We start from the raw sequence: 23490 nt of genomic DNA on the forward strand, positions 1-23490 counted from the left end.
TTATCGGGTAAATAATTAATATCGACTTTTACACTGCAATTACAAGTGCAAGTGCAAGTACAAGTGCAAGTACAAGTGCGGGCCAATATTCAGCGATGTATTTTAATCCACTACACTGGGTTAACGATATCAATAAAATGATGGGTTAAATCAAACTTACTGGCTAAATGCTGCCCTAATGCCTGAATACCAAATTGTTCAGTAGCATGATGTCCTGCAGCAAAATAATGCAGCCCTTGCTCCATTGCTGCATGATAAGTACGTTCTGACACTTCACCGCTTATAAACGCATCTACCCCCATTTGGGCTGCATAATCAATATAGTCTTGAGCACCACCAGTACACCAAGCCAAGGTTGAAATAGGCTTGCTGTTATCACCAATATGTAATGGTGCACGTTTAAGTACCTTAGTCAGTAATTGACTCAATTCGCTGGCGCTTAAAGGATGCTCTAAATGACCATGCCAGAGTAAGTCTTGCCCTACTGGTTCATATACTCGAGGACTAATAATCCCTAACTGGTAAGCTAGTTGGGCATTATTTCCAATACCGTGATGGGCATCAAGCGGTAAATGGTAGCCGAATAAACTCATATCATGGTCCATTAATACCTTAATTCGGCGATACTTCATCCCAGTGATAATTTCTGGCTCGTTTTTCCAAAAAAAACCGTGATGAACAAGAATAGCATCAGCATTAACGGCCGCCGCTTGCTCAATTAATGCTTGGCATGCTGTTACGCCTGTCACAATAGTGCGGATATCAGACTTACCTTCAACTTGTAAGCCATTAGGAGCATAGTCTTTAAAGGCTGACACGTTTAAAAAACTGTCTAAATATGTCCCTAACGTTTGACGAGTAATGGTAGAGGAGCCTTGATGATGTGTTGACATAATATTTTCCTAACAAAATGAATAGAAGCCTCTGAAGCCAACTCAGAAGATAATGGGCCATTTATCACTTACTATCCGTTGTTAAATTGCAAGCGAATCAGCCACTGAGTTGTACGATTTTTTAGGGATTTAACTAATTAACCTCTGCTCAGAATAATAAACGGTATCGTGCTAATTTTAGCTTATTTATTCAATACCTTCACTAGAGATGAGTTTAATAATTCAATGTAACTCACTGTCGAATATTTCAACAACAGCAGTCATAAACGCTGATAAATCGGACTTTATGAGGGATAAACCGACAATTACAGCCACTAATTGGACTTTTGTAGCCTTCACACATTAAAATTAGTAACAACCTTCATTTAACATGATAACAAATAGGTTATTAACTATGACAACATTGACTAAAGAAGAGGTCATCGGCCAACTACAAATGGCTCTTGAAAAGCAGTCTGGACAAGCAGTTTCTATTGAACAAGCTGGCAGCTGGTACAAAATTGACGGCGGTAAATCAGTGCGCTTTAGCGAACTTGAATCCATGCATTCACAACTAACTGCATCGTCAGTAAAAAAAGCACCTACTGCGCGCCAAGCAGCTATTAAACCTGCTGCAAGGTTAACGACAAAAACTGCAGCGAAAAAACAACCGAGTAAAAAAGTGCAATCAAACTCAGGCGGATTAACGCCTAAGCAGTTGTGGCGTAAAAAACTCGAAAACACAACCGGTAATCAAACTTTGCCGCGTGGATTTTAATCTCTATTAGCAACAACAGATCAAACAGTATTGTTAGCAAATATTGACCACAGTGTGTAAACAAAAGGAGCCTAGGCTCCTTTTGTTTTAGTTGCATTTTCACATCGAGAATAATTACATCGAGAATAAATACATCGAGAATTACTACATCGAGAATATTTACATCGCTAGGTCGACCCTGACATAACCGGTTAAGTAAACCACCCTAACCTCATCTCCGGCAGTAAAACTCATACCCGGATCCGCATCTTGGATCACCATAACTTGGCTACCATCTTCTTGCTTTATCATTAGTTCAACTAACTTAGTTTCAAGATAATATTGTTGGTTACCGTGCTGACTGCCAATGCCACCGCCAATCAACGCCCCCAAAACAGTAGCAACATCTTTACCTGAACCGCCACCAAATTGATGACCGATGACACCACCGATTAATGCACCGCCAAAGGTTTTCCAACCGCTTCGACTATCTTCTACTAGCTGTTTCTCTGTCACATGCTTCACAGATTCAATGTGGCCGTATAACACTTTTTCAACTGGAACGGCTTGATTACGTTCGTAAGCAGCTTGGCTTTGACCACAAAACAAACAAATAGTCAGCAATACTGCAAAAATACTCTTCACACTTACAGTTATGATTTTAAACATGGCCATTTTCCGCTAAGTTAACGATAAGGTATTACAAATAATATACTCAATTGTGAACTCACTGTCTTATTTAAATCAATCCATCGGCTTCCCGCCGCCTGAGCAAGCTCTTACTGATCCGAATGGTCTATTAGCCATCGGAGGAGACTTGCGGCCAGACCGCCTAGCACAAGCCTATTACCAAGGTATTTTCCCTTGGTTTAACGCTAATGACCCCATTTTGTGGTGGTCTCCCGATCCTCGAGCGGTGTTCACACCAAGCCATCCTTTTGGCAGTAAAAGCTTAATTAAATTTCTTAAAAAGTCTTCATGGCGCTTTACCATCAATCATGCATTTTTAGATGTTGTTGCCGGTTGTGCTGGGCCCCGTAACACCCAAGATGGCACTTGGATTTCGGCCGAAATACAAATGGCCTACTATGAGCTGCATCTCCAAGGGCGTGCTCATTCTATTGAAGTATGGGATGGCGAACAGCTAGTGGGCGGATTGTATGGTATTCCGGTGGGCGGTATTTTTTGCGGTGAATCGATGTTTCATCGTCAAACAAATGCATCAAAAGCAGCCTTTGCTATACTGAATCAACACTTGGTGAAACACGATTTCCAATTGATTGATGCGCAAGTTATGAATCCTCACTTAGTTAGCCTTGGGGCTAAAGCCTTACCTAGAAGCGAGTTTTTAACGGTGCTTCATCAGTACAGAGATCGTACAACTTCAGCGTCAATGTGGAACAAACAAGAGGTGTTTATTGAATTCTAAATCTGTCAGCGTTGGAATAAGCCAGCCTTTTGATTGCAATTATATTGAAGGTAATAAAGAGCAATTGCTGGTGATCCAAGAACCGCAAATAGACGCAGCGCTGTTTGAACAACTGCTGACGATGGGCTTTCGTCGTAACGGCAATGCTATTTACAAACCTCGTTGTCCCTCCTGCCAAGCTTGTCAGTCTATTAGATTGAATGTTAATGATTTTATATTATCTAAACGCCAAAAAAGAACCTTAAAAAACAACCAAGATTTGCATTGGAAAGTCACTCATACCTCACGGCCAGAGCACTATGATTTGTATCAACGTTATATCAATGAACGTCACAACGATGGGCCAATGTTTCCTGCATCGCCAAGCCAATATGATGATTTTTTATTATCAGATTGGTTACCGCCGATGTTTATTGAGGTGTTTGATCAAGAGCGATTAATTGGGGTGGCCGTAACCGATGAAATGATGAGCAGCTTCTCAGCAATTTACAGTTATTTTGATCCTGATTATGCCGACCGTTCATTAGGTTCGCTGATGATTTTAATCCAATGCCAATTAGCAAAATCATTGGGTAAACGTTTTTTATATTTAGGCTATCAAATTGATCAAAATCGGAAAATGAGCTACAAACGTCAATACCGTCCGTATCAAATTTTAACAGCACTCGGTTGGCAAGTTGGTGAAAATCTTACGGCTCTTTCTCGTTAACGCCCTTTACAGTTCAGTGTTTTTGGGGCATGATACGCCCGATTTTTTCATATTTGAAGGCTAATGGGATAACTAATTAATGGCGAAAGAAGACAACATTGAAATGCAGGGCACTATCCTTGAGACCTTGCCAAATACAATGTTCCGCGTAGAGCTTGAAAATGGACATGTGGTGATAGCCCACATCTCTGGCAAAATGCGCAAAAACTACATCCGTATTTTAACGGGTGACAAAGTCACTGTACAGTTGACTCCTTATGACCTATCAAAAGGTCGTATCGTCTTCCGCGCACGTTAATCGCTAGCCTCAACAATGTAAAAACCGACTGCCTGTCGGTTTTTTTGTTGTTATACCAAACTGCATAAATAAAGTGTATTCAACGTAAAGCAACACGCATCAAACAAGACGAATGTTCAACGTAATGGGTATCCCTTTATCAGAGCATTCAACCAGGCATCGCGATGGTTGTAATCCGTTTTGCAGAAGCACCTCATACGATCCACTACTATGTTTATTGATTTAAAAAGGGAATACCCATTTTGCTATCAATACCCATTGAATTGAACAGTAAGAAATGCTTTGAGTTGAAGGCTTATTTATAAGTAACGGTATTGGGCGCAATTAACATACATAAAAAAAGATGACCCATGGGTCATCTTTTTTAATGGCATATTTTCAAGTATATGGATTGATTCCTACGAGACTTTTTCTAACGACTCGCAATCGATATTGATCTCACCTTCTTTAACGTCAATATGCGCAATACCACCTCTTTCAAGCACACCAAACAGAATCTCATCCGCTAACGGACGTTTAATCAATTCAGTGACGACACGTGACATTGGGCGTGCGCCCATCGACTTGTCATAACCTTTCTCTGCAAGCAAGGTTCGCGCTTCATCACTAACATCTAGCGTGACACGCTTATCATCTAGCTGTGCCTGAAGCTCAACTAAGAACTTATCAACCACTTTGGCGATAACGGTCATATCCAAATGATTAAACCATACAATTGAATCTAAGCGATTACGGAACTCAGGTGAAAAGACTTTATTGATTTCAGCTAAGGCATCTTGAGTGTGATCTTGCTGTCTAAAACCAATCGATTTACGAATAGTTTCTTGTACGCCAGCGTTGGTGGTCATCACTAAGGTGACATTTCTGAAATCTGCTTTGCGACCATTGTTGTCGGTCAAAGTACCGTGATCCATCACTTGCAGTAACAAGTTGAATACATCAGGATGCGCCTTTTCAATTTCATCAAGTAGCACCACACAATGCGGATTTTTAATCACAGCATCGGTTAACATACCACCTTGGTCATAACCCACATAACCTGGAGGCGCCCCGATTAAACGTGACACGGTATGACGTTCCATGTACTCAGACATATCAAAGCGAATCAGTTTAAGGTTAAGACAATTAGCTAATTGATTAGTGACTTCTGTTTTACCTACCCCAGTCGGGCCTGCAAACATAAAGCTGCCTACTGGCTTTTTCTCAGAACCTAAACCGCTGCGCGATAAGCGTATAGCAGCACTAAGGCTCTCAATCGCTTTGTCTTGACCAAATACTACCATCTTAAGGTTACGTTCAAGGTTACGTAACATATCCTTGTCAGTCGACGATACCGACTTCTCAGGAATACGCGCCAACTTAGCAATGATGGCCTCTATTTCCGCTTGACCAATGGTCTTCTTACGTTTGCTTTGCGGCATCATCACCATGCGCGCACCGGCTTCGTCAATCACATCAATCGCTTTATCAGGTAAATGACGATCGTTTATGTGTTTGGCCGATAAAATAGCCGCACTGCTGATGGCTGCTTGGGTATAACGCACCCCATGGTATTCTTCGTACTTAGATTTAAGTCCCATCAAAATTTTGGTGGTTTCGGCAACTGAAGGCTCATTAATATCAATCTTTTGGAAGCGACGCGCTAAAGCACGATCTTTCTCGAAAATGCTTTGATATTCTTGGAATGTGGTTGAGCCCATGCAACGTAACTTACCACTCGATAATAATGGTTTAAGTAAGTTAGATGCATCCATCACACCGCCAGAAGCGGCACCAGCACCAATAATGGTATGAATTTCATCAATAAACAAAATGGCATGCTCATCTGCAGCGAGTTCTTTTAATAAGCTTTTAAAACGCTTTTCAAAATCACCACGGTATTTAGTGCCCGCTAATAATGAGCCTAAATCTAACGAATACACCGTTGCATTGGCCATAACATCAGGCACTTGCTTATTGACAATACGATAAGCTAAACCTTCAGCAATAGCCGTTTTCCCCACCCCAGCTTCACCCACAAGTAATGGGTTATTCTTACGGCGACGACACAATGTTTGAATAGCACGTTCAATTTCAGCATCACGGCCAATTAATGGATCGATACTGCCGTCTTGGGCTAATTGATTTAAATTAGCAGCAAACTGCGCCAACATGCTGCGGTCTTCTGGATTTTCAGATTGTTCGTCAATGCGTTCTTGATCTTGTGGTTCGCCAGAATCATCTTCTTTTGACATGCCATGAGAAATAAAATTAACCACATCTAAACGGGTAATATCACAACGACGCAGTAAATACACTGCTTGCGATTCTTGTTCACTAAAAATAGCGACGAGTACATTGGCACCAGAAACTTCGTTACGACCAGACGATTGCACATGGAATACAGCTCGTTGCAAAACACGTTGAAATCCCAAAGTGGGTTGAGTTTCACGTTCTTCAGTTGATTCTGCAATAATGGGCGTGGTTTGTTGAATGAAATTAGCCACTTCTTCTCGTAAACGATTAACATCCGCCCCACAAGCAATTAATGCTTCGTAGGCAGAAGGATTATCAATCAGCGCTAATAATAAATGTTCTACCGTCATGTATTCATGACGTGAATCTCTAGCTTGCTGAAACGCTAGGTTCAAGGTGACTTCCAGGTCTTTGTTCAGCATAAGCACCCCCTAAATTTAACCACAGACTGTGAGATATCGATTTTATACTTTCTCTAACGTACACAGTAACGGATGTTGGTTTTCTCTTGCAAACTGATTTACTTGAAAAACTTTTGTTTCTGCAATCCCAAATGGAAATACACCACACAATCCTTTGCCTTGGTTATGGATCGCTAACATAATATCTACAGCTTGCTGTTCATTTTTCTCAAAAAAACGTTGTAATACTTCTACCACAAAGTCCATCGGGGTGTAATCATCATTGTTTAGCACCACTTTATACATATGGGGTGGTTGTAGTTCAGATTCAACCTTTCCTTCAATATGTTCTACATTGCCTAATTTAGCCATTGTTTAATTCTAGCCTCTCGTTTGGTTCCCGACCACTTGATATCGTTAAATTAATTAAATGTTGTTTTTTTGTTAATTACTACTTGACATATTTTCGTACAAATTTCATTCTGTTTGTTAGGCGGCGAATACTAGACCGCTGGATAATAAGTTTTACTATCTTACTGGTAAGTAGACAACAGAAGGAAGTGGAAGTATGGCAAACGGAACTGTTAAATGGTTCAACAACGCCAAAGGATTCGGGTTTATTTGCCCTGATCAGGGTGGCGAAGATGTATTTGCGCACTATTCAACTATCGAAATGGAAGGTTATCGTACCTTAAAAGCAGGTCAACCTGTGTGCTTCGAAGTTGAAGAAGGCCCCAAAGGAATGCATGCTTCAGCCATCTCGCCAACAATCTAATTGGTGAGACTATAAAACAAAAAGACAGGGATTTTAATCCCTGTCTTTTTTATTGCCTAAAAAAACATCAACTCAATCAATTTAATACACCTTCAATTGAAGATGTATTCATTAACAGAATAACTCACACCTAGTTAGGAGAGCTCTTGTGCAGATTAACCAATTACAAACTGGTTTAATGTTGCACTAGGGCGCATTGCTTGTTCGGCTTTAGCTGCATCTAAACGGTAATAACCACCTAAATCAACTGCTGGGCCTTGTGCACCGTTCAATTCAGCAAGAATAACCGTTTCATTTGCAGCCAATGACTTAGCTAGAGGTGCAAAGTGTGCAGCAAGCTCTGCATCAGCCGTTTGCTCAGTTAATGCTTGTGCCCAATACATCGCTAGGTAGAAGTGACTACCGCGGTTATCAAGTTCACCTACACGACGTGATGGTGATTTATTGGTATCAAGGAATACACCAATTGCCACATCTAAGGTGTCTGCTAATACTTGTGCCTTAGGATTATTGGTCGTTTGGCTTAAATGCTCTAAAGACGCAGCAAGTGCTAAAAACTCACCTAATGAATCCCAACGTAAGTGACCTTCTTTTTCGACTTGTTGCACGTGCTTAGGCGCTGAACCACCGGCACCTGTTTCAAATAAGCCACCGCCATTCATTAACGGCACGATAGACAACATTTTAGCACTGGTACCCAGTTCAAGAATTGGGAATAAATCGGTTAAGTAGTCACGTAACACGTTACCCGTTACCGAAATAGTGTCTTCACCTTTGATGATGCGCTCTAGCGTAAAGCGAGTTGCATCCTCTGGCGTCATTATTTGAATGTCTAAACCAGCAGTATCTTGCTCAGCTAGATATTGAGTCACTTTCTTAATTAACTCAGCATCGTGAGCACGGTTACTGTCTAACCAAAATACCGCTGGTGTATTACTTAAACGTGCACGCTTGACGGCTAGTTTTACCCAGTCGCGAATTGGCGCATCTTTCACTTGGCACATGCGATAAATGTCGCCAGCTTCAACGTCATGGCTCATTAACACATCACCGGCTTGGTTAATCACATTAACCGTACCAGCAGCTTTAATTTCAAAGGTTTTATCGTGGCTGCCGTATTCTTCTGCTTTTTGAGCCATTAAGCCCACGTTAGGTACGCTGCCCATAGTTGTTGGATCAAATGCACCGTGCTTTTTACAGAACGAAATCGTTTCTTGATAAACACCAGCGTAACAACGATCTGGGATCATTGCTTTGGTGTCTTGTAACTGGCCATCAGGACCCCACATTTTACCCGAAGAACGGATAGCTGCAGGCATTGATGCATCAATAATGATGTCACTAGGTACGTGTAAGTTAGTGATACCTTTATCAGAATCAACCATCGCAAGTGCTGGACGAGCAGCATAAACAGCAGCAATATCTGCTTCAATTTCGTTACGTTTAGCTTCTGGTAACGTGCTAATTTTGGCATAAACATCACCAAAACCATTGTTTACATCAACGCCTAGCTCAGCAAATAATTTACCGTGCTTATCGAACACATCTTTAAAGAACACTTTAACGGCAAGACCAAATAATATTGGGTCAGACACTTTCATCATGGTCGCTTTAAGGTGTAAAGATAGTAAAACATCTTCAGATTTTGCAGCTTCGATTTCACGAGCATAAAAATCCACTAACGCTTTTTTGCTCATCACTGATGAGTCAATAATTTCGTCCGCTAATAACGCTAAGCCGCTTTTCAATACAACGTCTTTGCCGTCTTGTTGAGTCAACACGATATTGACTTTATCAGCTGCCGCTAGAGTGACAGACTGCTCACTGCCATAGAAGTCGCCTTCGTTCATATGAGCAACGTGAGACTTAGAGTCGCTGGCCCATTTACCCATTGAATGTGGGTTTTTCTTGGCGTAGTTTTTCACTGACGTTGGTGCACGACGATCTGAGTTACCTTCACGTAATACTGGGTTTACCGCGCTACCTTTAATTTTATCATAACGCGATTGAGCTTCAACTTCTGCGTCATTTTTAGGCTCATCAGGATAGTTAGGAATGTCATAACCTTTTGCTTGAAGTTCAGCAATACAGGCTTTTAACTGCGGAATGGATGCACTAACGTTAGGTAATTTAATGATGTTAGCTTCTGGCTTATTAGCCAATTCGCCTAATTCGGTTAGCGCATCAGCAATTTTTTGCTCTGCGGTTAACTTTTCAGGGAAGTTAGCAATAACACGACCTGACAAAGAGATATCGCGCGTTTCAACTTTTACGCCAGCAGCGTTAGTGAAAGTGCGGATAATCGGTAATAAAGACAGCGTGGCAAGTGCCGGTGCTTCGTCGGTTTCTGTGTATATGATCGTTGGAGTGTTATCTTTCATTTTGTTTCCTACATTATTGTAAATTTATAATTTATTAGAATAAATTGCGTAAGCATTTGACGGGCTTTGGTGGATAACACTCGCACAAGTTAACCGTGGTCAGCGACCATGGCACACTTTTTTATAAGCCAAGTATGTGAAATCCCCTATCCCTTTATTATTATATTTTGTTCTCAAACCTCTGAGATTTAGCGGTTAAAGCCGATATCTCAGAATGATAAATTAGGTACAGATCACAATTTTTAGGCGGACATCATAGATCATTCTTAGTAATTTTCAAATTCCACTAAGGGCGAATACGCAGTAAACTACCATAAATAAATTTATATTCGTTCACTTTTCACTCACTTGTATTAGCAAAGGATGTTAACCATACCTTTATGTCAAAAATCGGTAAATTCAGTCAATTTAAAAAAACATCTACTTACAGAACTGGCGCGTCTACAAAACCAGTTAATTCAGAGGCAACAAGTGCGACAGCCAATCGTGGCAGGGCAAAATCGCGACCGCCACAAAAACCACGGCCTGAAAATCCCGTCATCGTATTATTTAACAAGCCATTTGACGTGTTGTGCCAATTTACCGATGAAGCAGGCCGACAAACATTAAAAGACTTTATTCCAGTAGCCGATGTTTACGCAGCAGGACGTTTAGACCGTGATAGTGAAGGTTTGCTATTGCTTACCAACGACGGACAATTGCAGGCAAAGCTTACCCAGCCATCGCAAAAAACCTTTAAAACCTATTGGGTTCAAGTGGAAGGAGAACCATCAGATGAGGCAATCAATGCCTTATGTAATGGGGTTGAATTAAAAGACGGCATGACATTACCGGCTAAAGTTTGCGTAATGACATCTCCTGATATTTGGCCAAGAACCCCGCCGGTGCGAGAGCGAAAAGCCATTCCAACAACCTGGTTGGAAGTGCAAATTTGTGAAGGCCGAAATCGCCAAGTCAGAAGAATGACCGCACATGTAGGTCACCCAACCTTAAGATTAATCCGTTATAAAATAGGTCAATGGTGTCTAGATGATTTACCAAATGGTGAATACAAAGTGATCAGCACGGCAATGTAATCGCTGGCAGACGCTTTATACAAGAGGGAAATATGACTGAACGCTATAAACCTAATACTACTGTAGCTTGCGTGATCCACTGCCAAGGTAAATTTTTATTGGTTGAAGAATGCATCAACGGTGAGGTTAAATTTAACCAACCAGCGGGGCATTTAGAGGCCAATGAATCGATTATTGCAGCATGCGCTCGTGAAATTGTTGAAGAAACGGGACTTGATCTGACACCACAAGCCTTAGTAGGGATCTATCAATTTCGGGCAGCTACAGATTTAGCCTTTGTTCGTTATACATTTTGTATTGAGCTGGCCGAGCAACAACACGCCACACCAGGTGATAATGCCATTACCGCTACCCATTGGCTTAATCTTGCAGACATCATTGCCCTTGGCAACCAGCTTCGTAGCCCATTAGTGCTAAAAAGTATTGAAGATTTTTTACAACAAACGGATAAAAACCATTCCGCACAGCACACGCCGTTATCGTTGCTCAATGTCGATTATTTTTAATGGCTTGTATTAGGCTATTTGTATGTGCCTCAAGATAGCCCATTAAGCGAATGCGTGATAGAATACGCGCCGCACAAATGTCGTATTAATTGACCGTTTACCAATTAATCTCTTCGATATGTGCAACTATAATCTCTGCGATATTCGCAACTAATAGTATTCAAGTTAACGACTAGCAAAAATCTAGCACAATCGCCTTGAAACATCGGCATTGCGGCACAATATATACATTATCTTTCTTCAAGGTTTTTAGGATTTATGACATCACTCAGCCCTACTTCAAACGGAAAAAAAGTCATTGTCGGCATGTCCGGCGGTGTGGACTCTTCAGTATCAGCTTACTTGTTAATGCAGCAAGGCTACGAAGTTGAAGGTCTGTTTATGAAGAACTGGGAAGAAGACGATACTGATGAATATTGCGCTGCAGCAGATGATTTAAAAGATGCTCAAGCGGTTTGCGACAAGCTAGGTATAAAAATGCACACCGTCAATTTTGCTGCCGAATACTGGGATAACGTATTCGAATACTTCTTAGCAGAATACAAAGCAGGCCGCACGCCTAATCCCGATATCATGTGTAATAAAGAAATCAAATTTAAAGCATTTCTTGAATTTGCCGACGACATTTTAGATGCTGATTATATCGCCATGGGCCATTATGTTCGTCGTCGTGATAATAGCGATGGCAGCGTTGAAATGCTCCGTGGGGTTGATGGCAATAAAGACCAAAGTTACTTCTTATACACCTTAAGCCACGAACAAGTTGCCCGCAGCTTGTTCCCTGTCGGTGAACTTGAAAAACATCAAGTACGCGAAATAGCCCAAAAACTGGGACTCATTACTCACGACAAAAAAGACAGCACTGGCATATGCTTTATTGGTGAACGTAAATTTACTGACTTCTTAGCAACGTATTTACCAGCACAACCTGGTGATATCGAAACATCGGAAGGTGAAGTGATTGGTACACATCAAGGGTTGATGTACCACACACTTGGACAACGCAAAGGCCTTGGCATTGGTGGACTGAAAAACAGCAATGAAGACCCATGGTATGTGGTCGAAAAAGATTTAGTCCGTAATGTGCTTATTGTGGCGCAAGGCGGCAATCACCCTCGTTTAATGTCAACAGGTATGACTGTCAATCAGCTCCATTGGGTTGATCGTAAAGGTCCAGCCAATAACAGCACGATTACGGTAAAGACCCGTTATCGTCAACGTGATGTTGGATGTACCCTCACCTATGATGACGCAGACAATATTACAGTGATGTTTGATGAGGCGGTTGCCGCAGTGACCCCTGGGCAATCAGCCGTGTTTTATGATGGTGACATCTGTTTAGGTGGCGGCATAATCGATACTTTAATTCGAGGATAATCCGTGAGCCAAACTCCAGACAACATCTTGTTTGAACGCACTATGGCCTTCGCGGGTATTTTACAAGCGATTGGCCAAGTGCAGTATTTAGCACGCCACGGCGAAAGTGACAAAGACGCCTTAGCTGCTACGCTTAATACTATTTTAGTCACAGAGCCTGAATCGACAGTTGAGGTCTATCAAGATAAAGCCATTTTAGATAATGGCTACCAACTGATTCAAAATCAGCTCGGCGATGGCAGTAACAAAGATGTCGAAACCACTCGTTACTTAGTTGGCGTATTAGCGCTTGAACGTAAGCTTGCCCGCTCGCCCAATGGTTTGGGTATGCTGGCAGAGCGCATCAATCAAGTGCATCGCCAACTGGCACATTTTGCGATTACCGATGAACAAGTACTTGCCAATTTTGCCAGTATTTACAGTGATATCATCAGTGAATTAGGCCCTAAATTACAAATATCAGGTAATCCCGATTGCTTAAAACAGCCTCAGGTGCAAAACAAAATTCGTGCGTTACTGCTTGCTGCAATGCGCAGTGCAGTATTATGGCGCCAATTAGGTGGCAAACGCCGCCATTTAGTGTTTGCCCGTAAGGCCATATTTGATACAGCAAAACAAAGCCAAAATAACAATTAATCGAATCACCCTACAACAAAGTTCATCAAGGAGCTTCAAATGGATCTTTCCGCACTAACTGCTATCTCTCCGGTAGACGGTCGTTATGGTAGTAAAACCGCCTCATTACGAGGGATTTTCAGCGAGTTCGGTCTTACTAAGTACCGTGTTCAAGTTGAAATCAACTGGTTAAAGCTATTATCTAGCTGCCCAGAGATTGAAGAAGTTCCCCCTTTTAGCGAAACCGCCCTTGCCGTGCTAGACAGCATCAAGGACAACTTTAGCGAACAAGACGCCCTGCGCGTTAAAGCGATTGAAAGCACCACCAATCACGACGTTAAAGCGGTTGAGTACTTTATTAAAGAACAAATTGCCAATAATGCCGAGTTAGTCGCCATTGATGAATTTGTCCATTTTGCCTGTACCTCTGAAGACATTAACAACTTATCTCATGGCTTAATGTTAAAAGAAGCGCGTGAACAAGTGCTAGTGCCGCATTGTCAGCAGATTATTGATGCGATCAAAAAATTAGCGCATGACAATAAAAGCGTGCCGTTAATGTCACGCACCCACGGCCAACCAGCATCACCATCTACACTTGGTAAAGAGATGGCTAACGTTGCAGTACGTTTAGATCGTCAATTAAACCAAATCAACGCTGTTGAAATTATGGGTAAAATTAACGGTGCAGTCGGTAACTACAACGCACACATCTCTGCATACCCAGAAGTAAACTGGCATGAGTTGTCACAGCGTTTTGTCACCAGCCTTGGCATTAATTGGAACGCGTATACCACTCAGATTGAGCCACATGATTACATTGCTGAATTGTTCGATGCCATTGCTCGTTTCAACACCATCCTAATCGATTTTGATCGTGATATTTGGGGTTATGTTGCACTAGGCCACTTTAAGCAGCGCACTATCGCAGGCGAAATTGGTTCATCAACGATGCCGCACAAAGTCAATCCAATTGATTTTGAAAACTCGGAAGGTAACTTAGGTATCGCTAACGCGCTAATGCAGCACTTAGCTGCTAAATTACCCGTTTCAAGATGGCAACGTGACCTAACTGACTCAACCGTGTTGCGTAACTTAGGCGTTGGTATGGCTCACTCGTTAATTGCATATCAAGCAACCTTGAAAGGCATTAGCAAGTTAGAAGTGAATGAAGCACAACTTTTAGCTGAATTAGACAAAAACTGGGAAGTATTGGCAGAGCCAGTACAAACCGTAATGCGTCGTTACGGTATTGAAAAACCGTATGAGAAGTTAAAAGAACTGACGCGTGGCAAACGTATTGATGCTGCACAACTTGCAGTATTCATCGATGGTCTTGAATTACCAGAACACGTAAAAATTGAATTGAAAAAGATGACCCCAGCAAACTACATTGGCCGCGCAGAAGCCTTTGTTGATGAGCTAAAATAGTCTTATAAGCTTATACATAACATTAGCGGTCGCATATGTGGCCGCTTTTTTATTGTATTACCACTCGTTAATTATCTCGACCTGAGGTCAATGATGTACACATTAAATATTGATACCCAAGCCTTTATTAAACAGCATTGGCAGCAAAAACCACTTGTTATCAAACAGGCTTTTATCGACTTTGAAGATCCTATCGCAGCAGATGAACTTGCCGGCCTAGCCTGTGAAGAAGAAATATCATCACGCGTTGTGGTCACAAAAGGTGATGACTGGGACGTAGTCCAAGGTCCATTTGAAGACTATGACCAATTTGGTGAAGACAACTGGCAGCTATTAGTTCAAGCCGTCAACCATTGGTACCCTGACTCACAGGCTTTAGTCGAAGCATTTCGATTTTTACCAGACTGGCGCTTTGATGACCTAATGGCATCATTTGCCACGCCAGGTGGTGGTGTTGGGCCGCATATCGATAACTACGATGTGTTTATCATTCAAGGCGATGGCGAACGTCGTTGGAAAGTGGGCGACAAAGGTCAACATAAGCGTCGCGGCGATAACCCTAACTCACCGCTAGTTGACGACTTTGAACCGATTATCGATGTGGTATTGCAAAAAGGCGACGTGCTCTACATTCCACCAGGATACCCACATTGCGGCGAAACACTATCGCTCGCCTTGTCATATTCGATTGGTTTTAGAGCGCCTAGCCAACAAGAATTATTAACTGAACTCGCGGATAGTTTAATCGACAGCAACCAAGGCCAAAAACGTTTTAATTCTGTGGATGAGCCAGCAACACCAGGGATGATTAGCCAATCACACCAGCAGGGTATTATGGATTTATTGACCCAATTGGCTCAAGATCCAGCCAGCTATCAAACCATGCTAGGTAAGCTACTGAGTCAAAATCGTTTCGAACTTGATATCTGTGAAGGCGAAGAGCCATTAACGGCCGATGAGTTATTGGAAGCGATTGAGCAAGGCGCGATAATTCAACGCATTGGTGGTTTGAAAGTATTGCAGTTAGAAAATGATAATGAGCAGCGTTTGTTTATTAATGGTGAAGTGTACACCTTTACTAATGTTACAAATGACATGTTACAACTATTGGCTAACCAGGTAAGGATCACGCCTGAAGAGGCTGGTTTATTCACAGCCAACCCAGCGGCAATGGATGTTCTAACCGAATTACTCAATCAAGGGTTATTCTATTTAGCCGAAGACGATTGCGAGTAATCATTAGCATATAAGTCACTGAGCTTGATGGCGGCTATCAACAAGAGCTCATCGATATGATCCATCAAGCTCAAGATAATAAAAAAAGGCACTGTGAGTGCCTTTTTTATGTTTATTACGTCAAGTTACTAGTGGCTTAGGGCATTACCCCCACAGTTTCTCATCTTGATTCATTTTATATAAGCTTTCTGCTCGCGACACCAATAATTGTGCAAACTTAAGTTGAGTAGGATCTTTGGTTACACCCGACTTGTGCAAGTTCTCTGCTTTAAGTTGCCACATCATTGAAAAATGTCTAATCGCATCACGAGCTGTTGCCGCGACTTTCACATCAACATAATCCGAAGGTAAATCACCAGACATTACCCAAAATGTTTGTTTTTTAGGTTGCTTCGATTCCATCTTCCAAATGGCTAAATAAGGAGCAAGATAACGGCTTTCGTCAGCAAGTACTTTACTTGGGATCACCCCTTTCTCAGCCAAAAAACGGTTCGCCTTTTGAAATTGAGTACGAACCCACTCTTGTCTTAATGCCTCAGGCTCTGGTGTTGGCTGTGCAACCGGCTCTGCTACTTCTTCAGTCATAATACTTCCTATCTTATTGTTATATTACAGGTTAGAACAAAAATGCAACCTGATATTCAATCTCAAAAACACTGATGCAACATAAGTTACTTTACGTTTACGTAAGGTGGCAAGCTAAATTTCCACATCAATGACAAAAATAACTAAATCATGCTTTGTTGAGAGTATCGCTAAATGCTATCGTGCTGCAATAAATATAACAAGCAGTCGTTTGCGCCTTTTGTACTCAATTAACAGAAGGTGTGAGAACTTTACTTTAACAAGCTAGCAAGCGGAGATGTCACGTGGCAGTTTTTAATCATGTTTCGTTCGATGAACACGAACAAGTGGTCTTTTGTCATGATAAACAAAGTGGTTTAAAAGCCATAATTGCAGTCCATAACACTAACCTAGGCCCTGCCGTAGGTGGTTGTCGTATGTGGAACTATCAATCGGATGATGAAGCCTTAACAGACGTATTACGTCTTTCTCGTGGAATGACTTATAAAAATGCGTTAGCCGGTCTCACCATGGGTGGCGGTAAAGCAGTGATCATCGCCGATCCTAAAACAACCGACCGCGAAGCGTTATTTCTTGCATTCGGGCGCTTTGTGAACAGTTTAGGTGGCAAATATTATTCTGCAGAAGACGTTGGCGTATCGACATCAGACATAATGATAGCCAGTCGTGAAACTGAATTTGTTGCTGGACTTGAAGGTAAATCAGGCGATCCATCGCCACTTACCGCGTTAGGCACGTACCTTGGCATTAAAGCCGCCGTAAAACATCAACGCGGCATTGATAGCCTAAAGGGGATTAAAGTCTCTGTGCAAGGCGTGGGACACGTTGGTTATTACTTGTGTAAGCATTTACATGATGCAGGCGCTGAACTGATTGTTACCGACATTCATCAAGCCTCGCTTGACCGTGTTGCAACCGAATTTGGTGCAACAGTTGTTGCTCCACAAGATATCTATACCCAGGATGTTGATGTCTATGCGCCTTGTGCATTAGGTGCAACACTTAACGACACAACCTTGCCATTACTAAAAGCGACCATTGTTGCCGGTTGTGCCAATAACCAGTTAGCTGAAGTTCGCCACGGTGAAAAACTCAAGCAAATGGGTATTCTATACGCGCCAGATTACGTGATTAATGCTGGCGGAATTATCAATGTGTCATTTGAGAAAAACTATGACGCTGCAGCCTCTACCGCCAAGGTTGAGCAGATTTACAATACCCTGCTGACTATTTTTGAACGTGCTGATAGCGAGAACCGCACTACCGGTTCTGTAGCCGATGAAATGGCTAAAGCGATTATTGATGCCGCAAGATAGTTAATCAGCTTTATATTAAGGCTTTTGAATCCCTTAATATAACTTTATAAACATGCATTTATAAAAATCAATTTATAAACATGAATTATAAAAAAAGCTAAAAGGAAATGCCTGTGCATTTCCTTTTTTATTACTCTTCCCTCCAAATATTGCTGGTGACGGGTTCATCAAGTTGCAACAAATCGTTCACCTTAGCGTCAAATAACTGCCCTACTCTACATCAACACTGACGCAATCTGTGTATTAGGGTGAATGACGGATGATCTCACACAGCAAAAAAAGCAATCAACAACGGCAACCTTTATCTCACTTAACGCATAGTGACAAAATTCAGCATTTTCATGCGTTGTGGATATCGGATGTTCATCTAGGCAGCATTGATTGTAAAGCAGACTTTTTATTACATTTCCTCAATCATAGCCAATGCCAATACTTGTATTTAGTCGGTGACATTGTCGATATCTGGGCACTGAAAAAACGTGTTTATTGGCCCGACAGCCACAATAAAGTGATACAAAAAATCCTCGAACTGGCCAGTAGTGGCACCCAAGTTATTTACATACCAGGTAATCATGATGAGGCTTTCAAAGATTATGCCGACAGTCATTTCAGAGGTATTACCCTCGTTAAACAGCATATTCATCAGTCTCTGAGTGGTAAACGTTTTTTAATGCTTCATGGCGATCAATTTGACTCACAAGTATGTGTTAGTCGTACCTACGCAAAATTAGGCGACCATTTATATGATGTGTTGTTGTGGCTAAATCGTCAGTTACACAGAGTAAGAAGCCGCCTAGGATATCCATATTGGTCACTAGCCAGCTACATAAAACTCCGCGTCAACAAAGCTCAGCAAGCCATTAACCAATACCGAGATGCCGTACTGCGCTATGCCATTAAAAAACAAGTCGACATGGTGATATGTGGCCATATTCATCAGCCAGAATTATCACAGCATACGATTAATAACCACATCATCACTTACGCAAATGATGGTGATTGGGTTGAAAATTGTACTCTCATAGCAGAGACAGAATCTGGAGATGTGCAGTTGCTTAAGTGGGATGAACAAACGTTGCAAGCTACAGCAGTAAACACGATTGATTTTGGCAGTTCAGAGGCTGCATCAATCATCACGCCCCAAAAACAGCACGTTGCATAAATAAGGCTAAAATATGATATTTACTGTTGATAATATGGTCGAAAAAAACCTGCCAAATGTGCATAACAAACCTTGGTTAGCCGTGCCGACTAAAGCCATGTTGCGTTACTTGCTTCATGAAAAGCAATGTAATGACATTGCCAACGAACATGCGCATTTATCCGGGGTCGATTTTGTTGAACAAATTCTTGCCTGTTTGAATTTCAGTTACAGCGTCCCCAATAACGAAATTGAAAATATTCCCATTGAAGGTCGAGTGGTGATCTACGCCAATCACCCTATCGGTTCACTTGATGCGCTGGCATTAATCAAACTGATTAGTCAGGTGAGACCAGACATCAAGGTCGTTGCCAATGAATTACTAATGGCCATTAAACCGCTTCATTCCATTTTATTGCCAGTACGTAACATGACTGGTGGAACACCGAAACAGCACTTAAATGAAATTCATCATCACCTCAAAAATGAAGGTGCGGTATTGATTTTCCCCTCAGGTGAAGTATCGCGTTTACGCCCTACGGGTGTCACTGACTTACATTGGCACAGCGGATTTTTAAAAATGGCTCGCGCCTGTAATGCGCCGCTTTTACCTATGTATGTTGATGCAAAGAACTCCGCTACATTTTATGGTGCTTCAATGATTTACAAACCATTAGCGACGTTATTGCTGGTCAAAGAAATGTTTAAACAAATGGATCATGTTATGCCAGTGCGGATTGGCCAATTAATAGCAAAAGAAGTTGTCAGCACTCAAGACTTTCCGCTTAAAACTAAAGTGAATCTGCTTAAAAATCATTTATATCGCATTGGTAAAAATCGCAGTCCGTTATTCATTACCCAAAATGCCATTGCTCATCCGGAAAAACGCAGTGAGCTACAACAAGCATTACAACAATGCGAATTGCTCGGTAAAACCCAAGACAATAAACAAATCTATTTATACAAACATACTCACAGCAGTCCGATTATGCGTGAGATTGGCCGGCTTCGTGAAATCGCCTTCAGAGCCGTGGGCGAAGGTACCGGTAAACGTCGCGATACCGATAAATATGATAATCACTATTTTCATTTAGTGTTATGGGATAAAGACGAATTAGAGATTGTGGGTGCCTATCGTTTTGCCAGTGCCAAAATGCTCCACGAATCCATTGGTGAAAATGCGCTGTATAGCCAATCACTATTTGAATACCACGATGCGTTTGCTCCCTATTTTGACCAAGGACTCGAACTTGGCCGCAGCTTTGTGCAACCTAAATATTGGGGCCGCCGTAGTTTAGAATATTTGTGGCAAGGTATTGGTGCGTTTTTAATTAAAAACCCACAGTATCGTTACCTCTTTGGGCCTGTGTCGCTAAGCGATAGTCTACCTGTTCCCGCCAAAGAGATGCTGGTGTTTTTTTACCAACATCATTTTGCCACCAAACACGTTTTAGCGACTTCATTTAATTCATATCAATTCACCGACGAACGTCAGCATCAATTGCATCAGTTATTTAATGGCGATGACTATGCTGAGAACTTTAAAATACTCAAACGGACGCTATCGAATATGGGTGTATCAGTACCGACGTTATTTAAGCAATATGGCGAATTGTGTGACAACAATGGCGTACAGTTTCTCGACTTTGGTATTGATGCAGAGTTTGGTGACTGTATCGATGGTTTAGTGTTAGTCGATATTCATCAGTTAAAGCCGATAAAATATCAAAAATACTTGGCTGGTCATTTACCTGAAAACAAAATTGCATCTTGACCAGATACAAGCTTATAACGTGAGTAAGTCGTTGTCATTGGCCGTTAAATGATTGTTACACTGATATTTATCTGATATAAAAGAATAAATACGTGGAGAATCGCTTATGACAACTGCTACTGAATTGTTGACAGAGACATTACCTGATAACCCGACTAAACATCTCTGTGTCGCGGACATCATGACTACGCGAGTGGTTACCATAGAGATGGATGATCGGCTGACACTGGCCAAAGAAATTTTTGACAATGTCAGCTTTCATCATCTACTCGTGGTTGATAACGAGCAATTGAGTGGCATATTGTCTCATCGGGACTTTCTACGGGCGCTCAGTCCTAATATCGGTACCGCTGCTGAATTAATTCGAGACACTGAAACCCTGCATAAAAGGGTTCATCAAGTCATGACTCACAATCCATTCACTATCGCTCCTCATTGCGATATCAACCAAGCAACCAGACTTATTTTAGACCACGATATAGGGTGTTTACCGGTATTAGACAACAACACCATCGTGGGCATTATTACTTGGAAAGATCTATTGAAGGCCTATTACGTGAAGTAAATGGTCTGCTTTTCATCTATTTAATCATTAACAACAAAACAACCTGCCTGTTACTACTGTATTTTTGAACTGTTCTTTTGAACTGTCCTTTTGATCGAATACTCATGTATAAGTTCCGTATATTATCCGTATATTCCGACATACAACCCTACTTCATTTATCATCAACCGCTAATATTTAAATGCCGAAAAATCATATTTTGGCAATAGCTCTTCCAAAAAATAAATATTACTAAGCTTGCCAACTAGATAGCTTCATTTCGTAAATTGTTCATATTTATATGCTGGAAAATGTCACATTACTCTGCTTTTATTAGACACAGGGCTCGTGGCTATCATGTGATAAGGACAGCATTATGATTAAGTTTACATACCACCTCAATCAAGACAACATTGAGTTGCAAGCGAGTAATTGGTGCGGACTAGAACGAGTATTTATTAATGGCAAAGTGGTGTCACGCAAGTTCAACTTTGGTTTACAAAGCATGCATGATGTACTGCTTAATAATGGCAAAAAGTGTCGTTTTCAATTAATAGTCGATCCACAAACAGAATTAGTCTCTTGCCGTATTTACAAACAAAACCAATTGGTGACTATTTTAAATCAAGGTAAAAAACAGCTACAAAAAAGCCAGTTCCTAATCGAAACTAGCTTCGTTGTCGTGTGTGTTGGCATGCTCAGCTTGTATTGGTTAACTTAAGTTAAACATAACCAATGAGATTGGTATAACACAAGCTGACTTAGGTATTAACCTATGGTGAAATCAAGCTGAACGGTAGATTTTGCTTCTGTTGGCTTACCATCAACAAATTTAGGCGCATAACGCCATTGACTAAGCGCTTCTATCGATTCTTTTTCAAACTGGGTGCCACCTTTAGAGTCAATAATCTCAGGTGATTTAACAAAACCATTTTCATCAACTGTAAACTCAACTTGCACCCAACCAGATTTTCTTCTTTGGGCATATGATTGCGGGTATTTTGGTGGTTTTCTAAATAACGGGGTTTGTTCTTGTTGGTCATTCCATGGCGTCATTTTACCAATCGCAATACAATGCTCAGTGGCTTTATCTCCTAGGCCTTTTTGCTCATACAGTTTCACTAACAAGGCATGCGCACGAAGTTCATAGGGATGGCTATAAGGTAATGCCTGATATTGTTTGATAACTTCAACTAAATTCGTAATAGCTTGACTTGGCTTACCCATGGAATCATATAACGCAGCAACGAGGTAAGTAGCATCAACTCGTTTAATGGCATCCTCTGGTAACTTACTGGTATAAATATCGTAAGCGTCAAACGCCAAAGTTCTCACTGTGCGGGTATAATACTCGGTATGCGATAAGCGATGAAACGTAATGAGTTTTACTTCGGCAACCGTTAACTCATTGTCAGCTTTTTCTGCAATCTCTATTGCTTCAAATAATAACGTTTTCGCGTATTTATCATCTGTTGTCGATTCAGCTAACCCAATCAAAGGATCGATTAACTCGATACCATTATCGGTCACGTTTTCACGGTATACAGCTAATGCAGAAGTAAATAATTGATGCGCCTTAAGCGTCGCTTCATCTTCAATAACACGGCCTTGATTCTTTTTCTTAGGTTCAACCATTACCGCATTTGCATAATTAATGGCTAACTTAGCGCTATCAAAGCTGTCTTGACCGAATTTAATTTGACCTAACTCATAGGCTTGCTGCGCATATTTCAGCGTATCTTGGTTGTTGTGGTTTTCAACAGAAACATTGTATTGCTGGTAAGCGTGTGAAAAAGCTTCTGTATTTGCTGGTTCAGCATAAGCAAATTGGCTCATAAAAGCCGCTGCTATCGATAAGCGTAAAAGTGTCTTCATAACGTTCTAAATCCTTTTTGATTTTATCCTTAACCTTTTCTCGCACTTCGCAAAATACTGGTCGAGTAATATTTTAATAAACAGCCCTCCACTTTTACCCATTTTTATGACCTACGTCAACTTACTGCAAATAATTGTAAACAATATGTTGTGAAAT

At 41.3% G+C, this 23490-nt stretch carries 23 protein-coding genes; 16 read left to right on the plus strand and 7 right to left on the minus strand.

From position 1 onward, the window contains the following. Positions 1–110 precede the first annotated feature (110 nt). The gene (locus tag H5125_RS07240) at positions 111–863 is read right to left on the minus strand and encodes a Nif3-like dinuclear metal center hexameric protein (RefSeq protein ID WP_310734189.1); all 753 of its coding nucleotides are present in this window, start codon (positions 861–863) and stop codon (positions 111–113) included. A 424-nt stretch (positions 864–1287) separates the two neighbouring features. Here H5125_RS07240 and H5125_RS07245 point away from each other — a divergent pair, with 424 nt between their 5' ends. Next, positions 1288–1650, plus strand: coding sequence for a hypothetical protein (locus tag H5125_RS07245; protein WP_182743903.1), 363 nt, complete (start codon positions 1288–1290; stop codon positions 1648–1650). A gap of 159 nt (positions 1651–1809) precedes the next feature. On the opposite strand, the gene H5125_RS07250 is transcribed toward H5125_RS07245, so the two are convergent. After that, positions 1810–2298, minus strand: a complete 489-nt coding sequence (locus tag H5125_RS07250; protein ID WP_392343548.1) for a glycine zipper 2TM domain-containing protein — start codon at positions 2296–2298, stop codon at positions 1810–1812. Between the two features lie 52 nt (positions 2299–2350). On the opposite strand from H5125_RS07250, the gene aat reads away from it, so the two are divergent. From aat to infA, 3 genes are all read left to right on the plus strand, one after another. Beyond that, complete coding sequence (gene aat / locus H5125_RS07255; protein ID WP_101086962.1) at positions 2351–3058, plus strand: leucyl/phenylalanyl-tRNA--protein transferase; 708 nt, start codon at positions 2351–2353, stop codon at positions 3056–3058. After that, on the plus strand, positions 3048–3767 hold the full coding sequence (locus tag H5125_RS07260) for an arginyltransferase (RefSeq protein WP_182743904.1): 720 nt from the start codon (positions 3048–3050) through the stop codon (positions 3765–3767). The genes aat and H5125_RS07260 overlap by 11 nt, the downstream gene beginning before the upstream one ends. A gap of 79 nt (positions 3768–3846) precedes the next feature. Beyond that, entirely contained in the window at positions 3847–4065 is a 219-nt protein-coding gene (infA, locus tag H5125_RS07265) for a translation initiation factor IF-1 (protein WP_011496276.1), read from the plus strand. Between the two features lie 398 nt (positions 4066–4463). Here infA and clpA read toward each other — a convergent pair whose 3' ends face one another. Both clpA and clpS read right to left on the minus strand, forming a co-directional pair. Continuing rightward, positions 4464–6722 (minus strand): ATP-dependent Clp protease ATP-binding subunit ClpA, encoded by a 2259-nt coding sequence (gene clpA, locus H5125_RS07270; protein ID WP_101086960.1) that lies wholly within the window; start codon positions 6720–6722, stop codon positions 4464–4466. A 42-nt stretch (positions 6723–6764) separates the two neighbouring features. Beyond that, positions 6765–7073: an ATP-dependent Clp protease adapter ClpS gene (gene clpS, locus H5125_RS07275; RefSeq protein WP_101086959.1), complete on the minus strand. Its 309-nt coding sequence runs from the start codon at positions 7071–7073 to the stop codon at positions 6765–6767. Between the two features lie 196 nt (positions 7074–7269). On the opposite strand from clpS, the gene cspD reads away from it, so the two are divergent. Continuing rightward, on the plus strand, positions 7270–7476 hold the full coding sequence (gene cspD / locus H5125_RS07280) for a cold shock domain-containing protein CspD (RefSeq protein WP_011637711.1): 207 nt from the start codon (positions 7270–7272) through the stop codon (positions 7474–7476). A gap of 155 nt (positions 7477–7631) precedes the next feature. On the opposite strand, the gene H5125_RS07285 is transcribed toward cspD, so the two are convergent. Then, positions 7632–9857, minus strand: a complete 2226-nt coding sequence (locus tag H5125_RS07285; protein ID WP_101086958.1) for an NADP-dependent isocitrate dehydrogenase — start codon at positions 9855–9857, stop codon at positions 7632–7634. 380 nt (positions 9858–10237) lie between these two features. Here H5125_RS07285 and H5125_RS07290 point away from each other — a divergent pair, with 380 nt between their 5' ends. The 6 genes from H5125_RS07290 to H5125_RS07315 all read left to right on the plus strand — a co-directional run bounded on the left by H5125_RS07290 (position 10238) and on the right by H5125_RS07315 (position 16098). Then, positions 10238–10933 (plus strand): pseudouridine synthase, encoded by a 696-nt coding sequence (locus tag H5125_RS07290; protein ID WP_101086957.1) that lies wholly within the window; start codon positions 10238–10240, stop codon positions 10931–10933. A gap of 32 nt (positions 10934–10965) precedes the next feature. Further along, positions 10966–11439 (plus strand): NUDIX hydrolase, encoded by a 474-nt coding sequence (locus H5125_RS07295; RefSeq protein ID WP_182743905.1) that lies wholly within the window; start codon positions 10966–10968, stop codon positions 11437–11439. Positions 11440–11697: 258 nt separating this feature from the next. Next, complete coding sequence (gene mnmA / locus H5125_RS07300; RefSeq protein ID WP_101086955.1) at positions 11698–12816, plus strand: tRNA 2-thiouridine(34) synthase MnmA; 1119 nt, start codon at positions 11698–11700, stop codon at positions 12814–12816. A 3-nt stretch (positions 12817–12819) separates the two neighbouring features. Beyond that, entirely contained in the window at positions 12820–13452 is a 633-nt protein-coding gene (hflD, locus tag H5125_RS07305; protein ID WP_281047853.1) for a high frequency lysogenization protein HflD, read from the plus strand. Between the two features lie 39 nt (positions 13453–13491). Beyond that, the gene (gene purB, locus H5125_RS07310) at positions 13492–14862 is read left to right on the plus strand and encodes an adenylosuccinate lyase (protein WP_101086954.1); all 1371 of its coding nucleotides are present in this window, start codon (positions 13492–13494) and stop codon (positions 14860–14862) included. A gap of 93 nt (positions 14863–14955) precedes the next feature. Further along, complete coding sequence (locus H5125_RS07315; protein ID WP_162024353.1) at positions 14956–16098, plus strand: cupin domain-containing protein; 1143 nt, start codon at positions 14956–14958, stop codon at positions 16096–16098. Positions 16099–16242: 144 nt separating this feature from the next. On the opposite strand, the gene H5125_RS07320 is transcribed toward H5125_RS07315, so the two are convergent. After that, positions 16243–16683 carry a DUF4826 family protein gene (locus H5125_RS07320; protein ID WP_101086952.1) on the minus strand — a complete coding sequence of 147 codons (441 nt, stop codon included), beginning with the start codon at positions 16681–16683 and terminating at the stop codon, positions 16243–16245. Between the two features lie 284 nt (positions 16684–16967). Here H5125_RS07320 and H5125_RS07325 point away from each other — a divergent pair, with 284 nt between their 5' ends. The 5 genes from H5125_RS07325 (at position 16968) to H5125_RS07345 (ending at position 22179) form a co-directional block, all read left to right on the plus strand. Beyond that, positions 16968–17999: a Glu/Leu/Phe/Val dehydrogenase dimerization domain-containing protein gene (locus H5125_RS07325; protein WP_101086951.1), complete on the plus strand. Its 1032-nt coding sequence runs from the start codon at positions 16968–16970 to the stop codon at positions 17997–17999. 259 nt (positions 18000–18258) lie between these two features. Next, positions 18259–19161, plus strand: coding sequence for a UDP-2,3-diacylglucosamine diphosphatase (locus H5125_RS07330; RefSeq protein ID WP_182743906.1), 903 nt, complete (start codon positions 18259–18261; stop codon positions 19159–19161). 13 nt (positions 19162–19174) lie between these two features. Beyond that, positions 19175–20914 (plus strand): lysophospholipid acyltransferase family protein, encoded by a 1740-nt coding sequence (locus tag H5125_RS07335; protein ID WP_182743907.1) that lies wholly within the window; start codon positions 19175–19177, stop codon positions 20912–20914. A gap of 106 nt (positions 20915–21020) precedes the next feature. Then, positions 21021–21479, plus strand: a complete 459-nt coding sequence (locus H5125_RS07340) for a CBS domain-containing protein (protein ID WP_101086948.1) — start codon at positions 21021–21023, stop codon at positions 21477–21479. 355 nt (positions 21480–21834) lie between these two features. Further along, positions 21835–22179 carry a hypothetical protein gene (locus H5125_RS07345; RefSeq protein WP_101086947.1) on the plus strand — a complete coding sequence of 115 codons (345 nt, stop codon included), beginning with the start codon at positions 21835–21837 and terminating at the stop codon, positions 22177–22179. A gap of 47 nt (positions 22180–22226) precedes the next feature. On the opposite strand, the gene H5125_RS07350 is transcribed toward H5125_RS07345, so the two are convergent. Beyond that, a complete protein-coding gene (locus tag H5125_RS07350; protein ID WP_162023300.1) occupies positions 22227–23333 on the minus strand; it encodes an energy transducer TonB in 1107 nt (368 codons plus the stop codon). Between the last annotated feature and the right edge of the window lie 157 nt (positions 23334–23490).

The organism is Shewanella sp. SR44-4, from assembly GCF_014163715.1.
GTDB lineage: Bacteria > Pseudomonadota > Gammaproteobacteria > Enterobacterales > Shewanellaceae > Shewanella.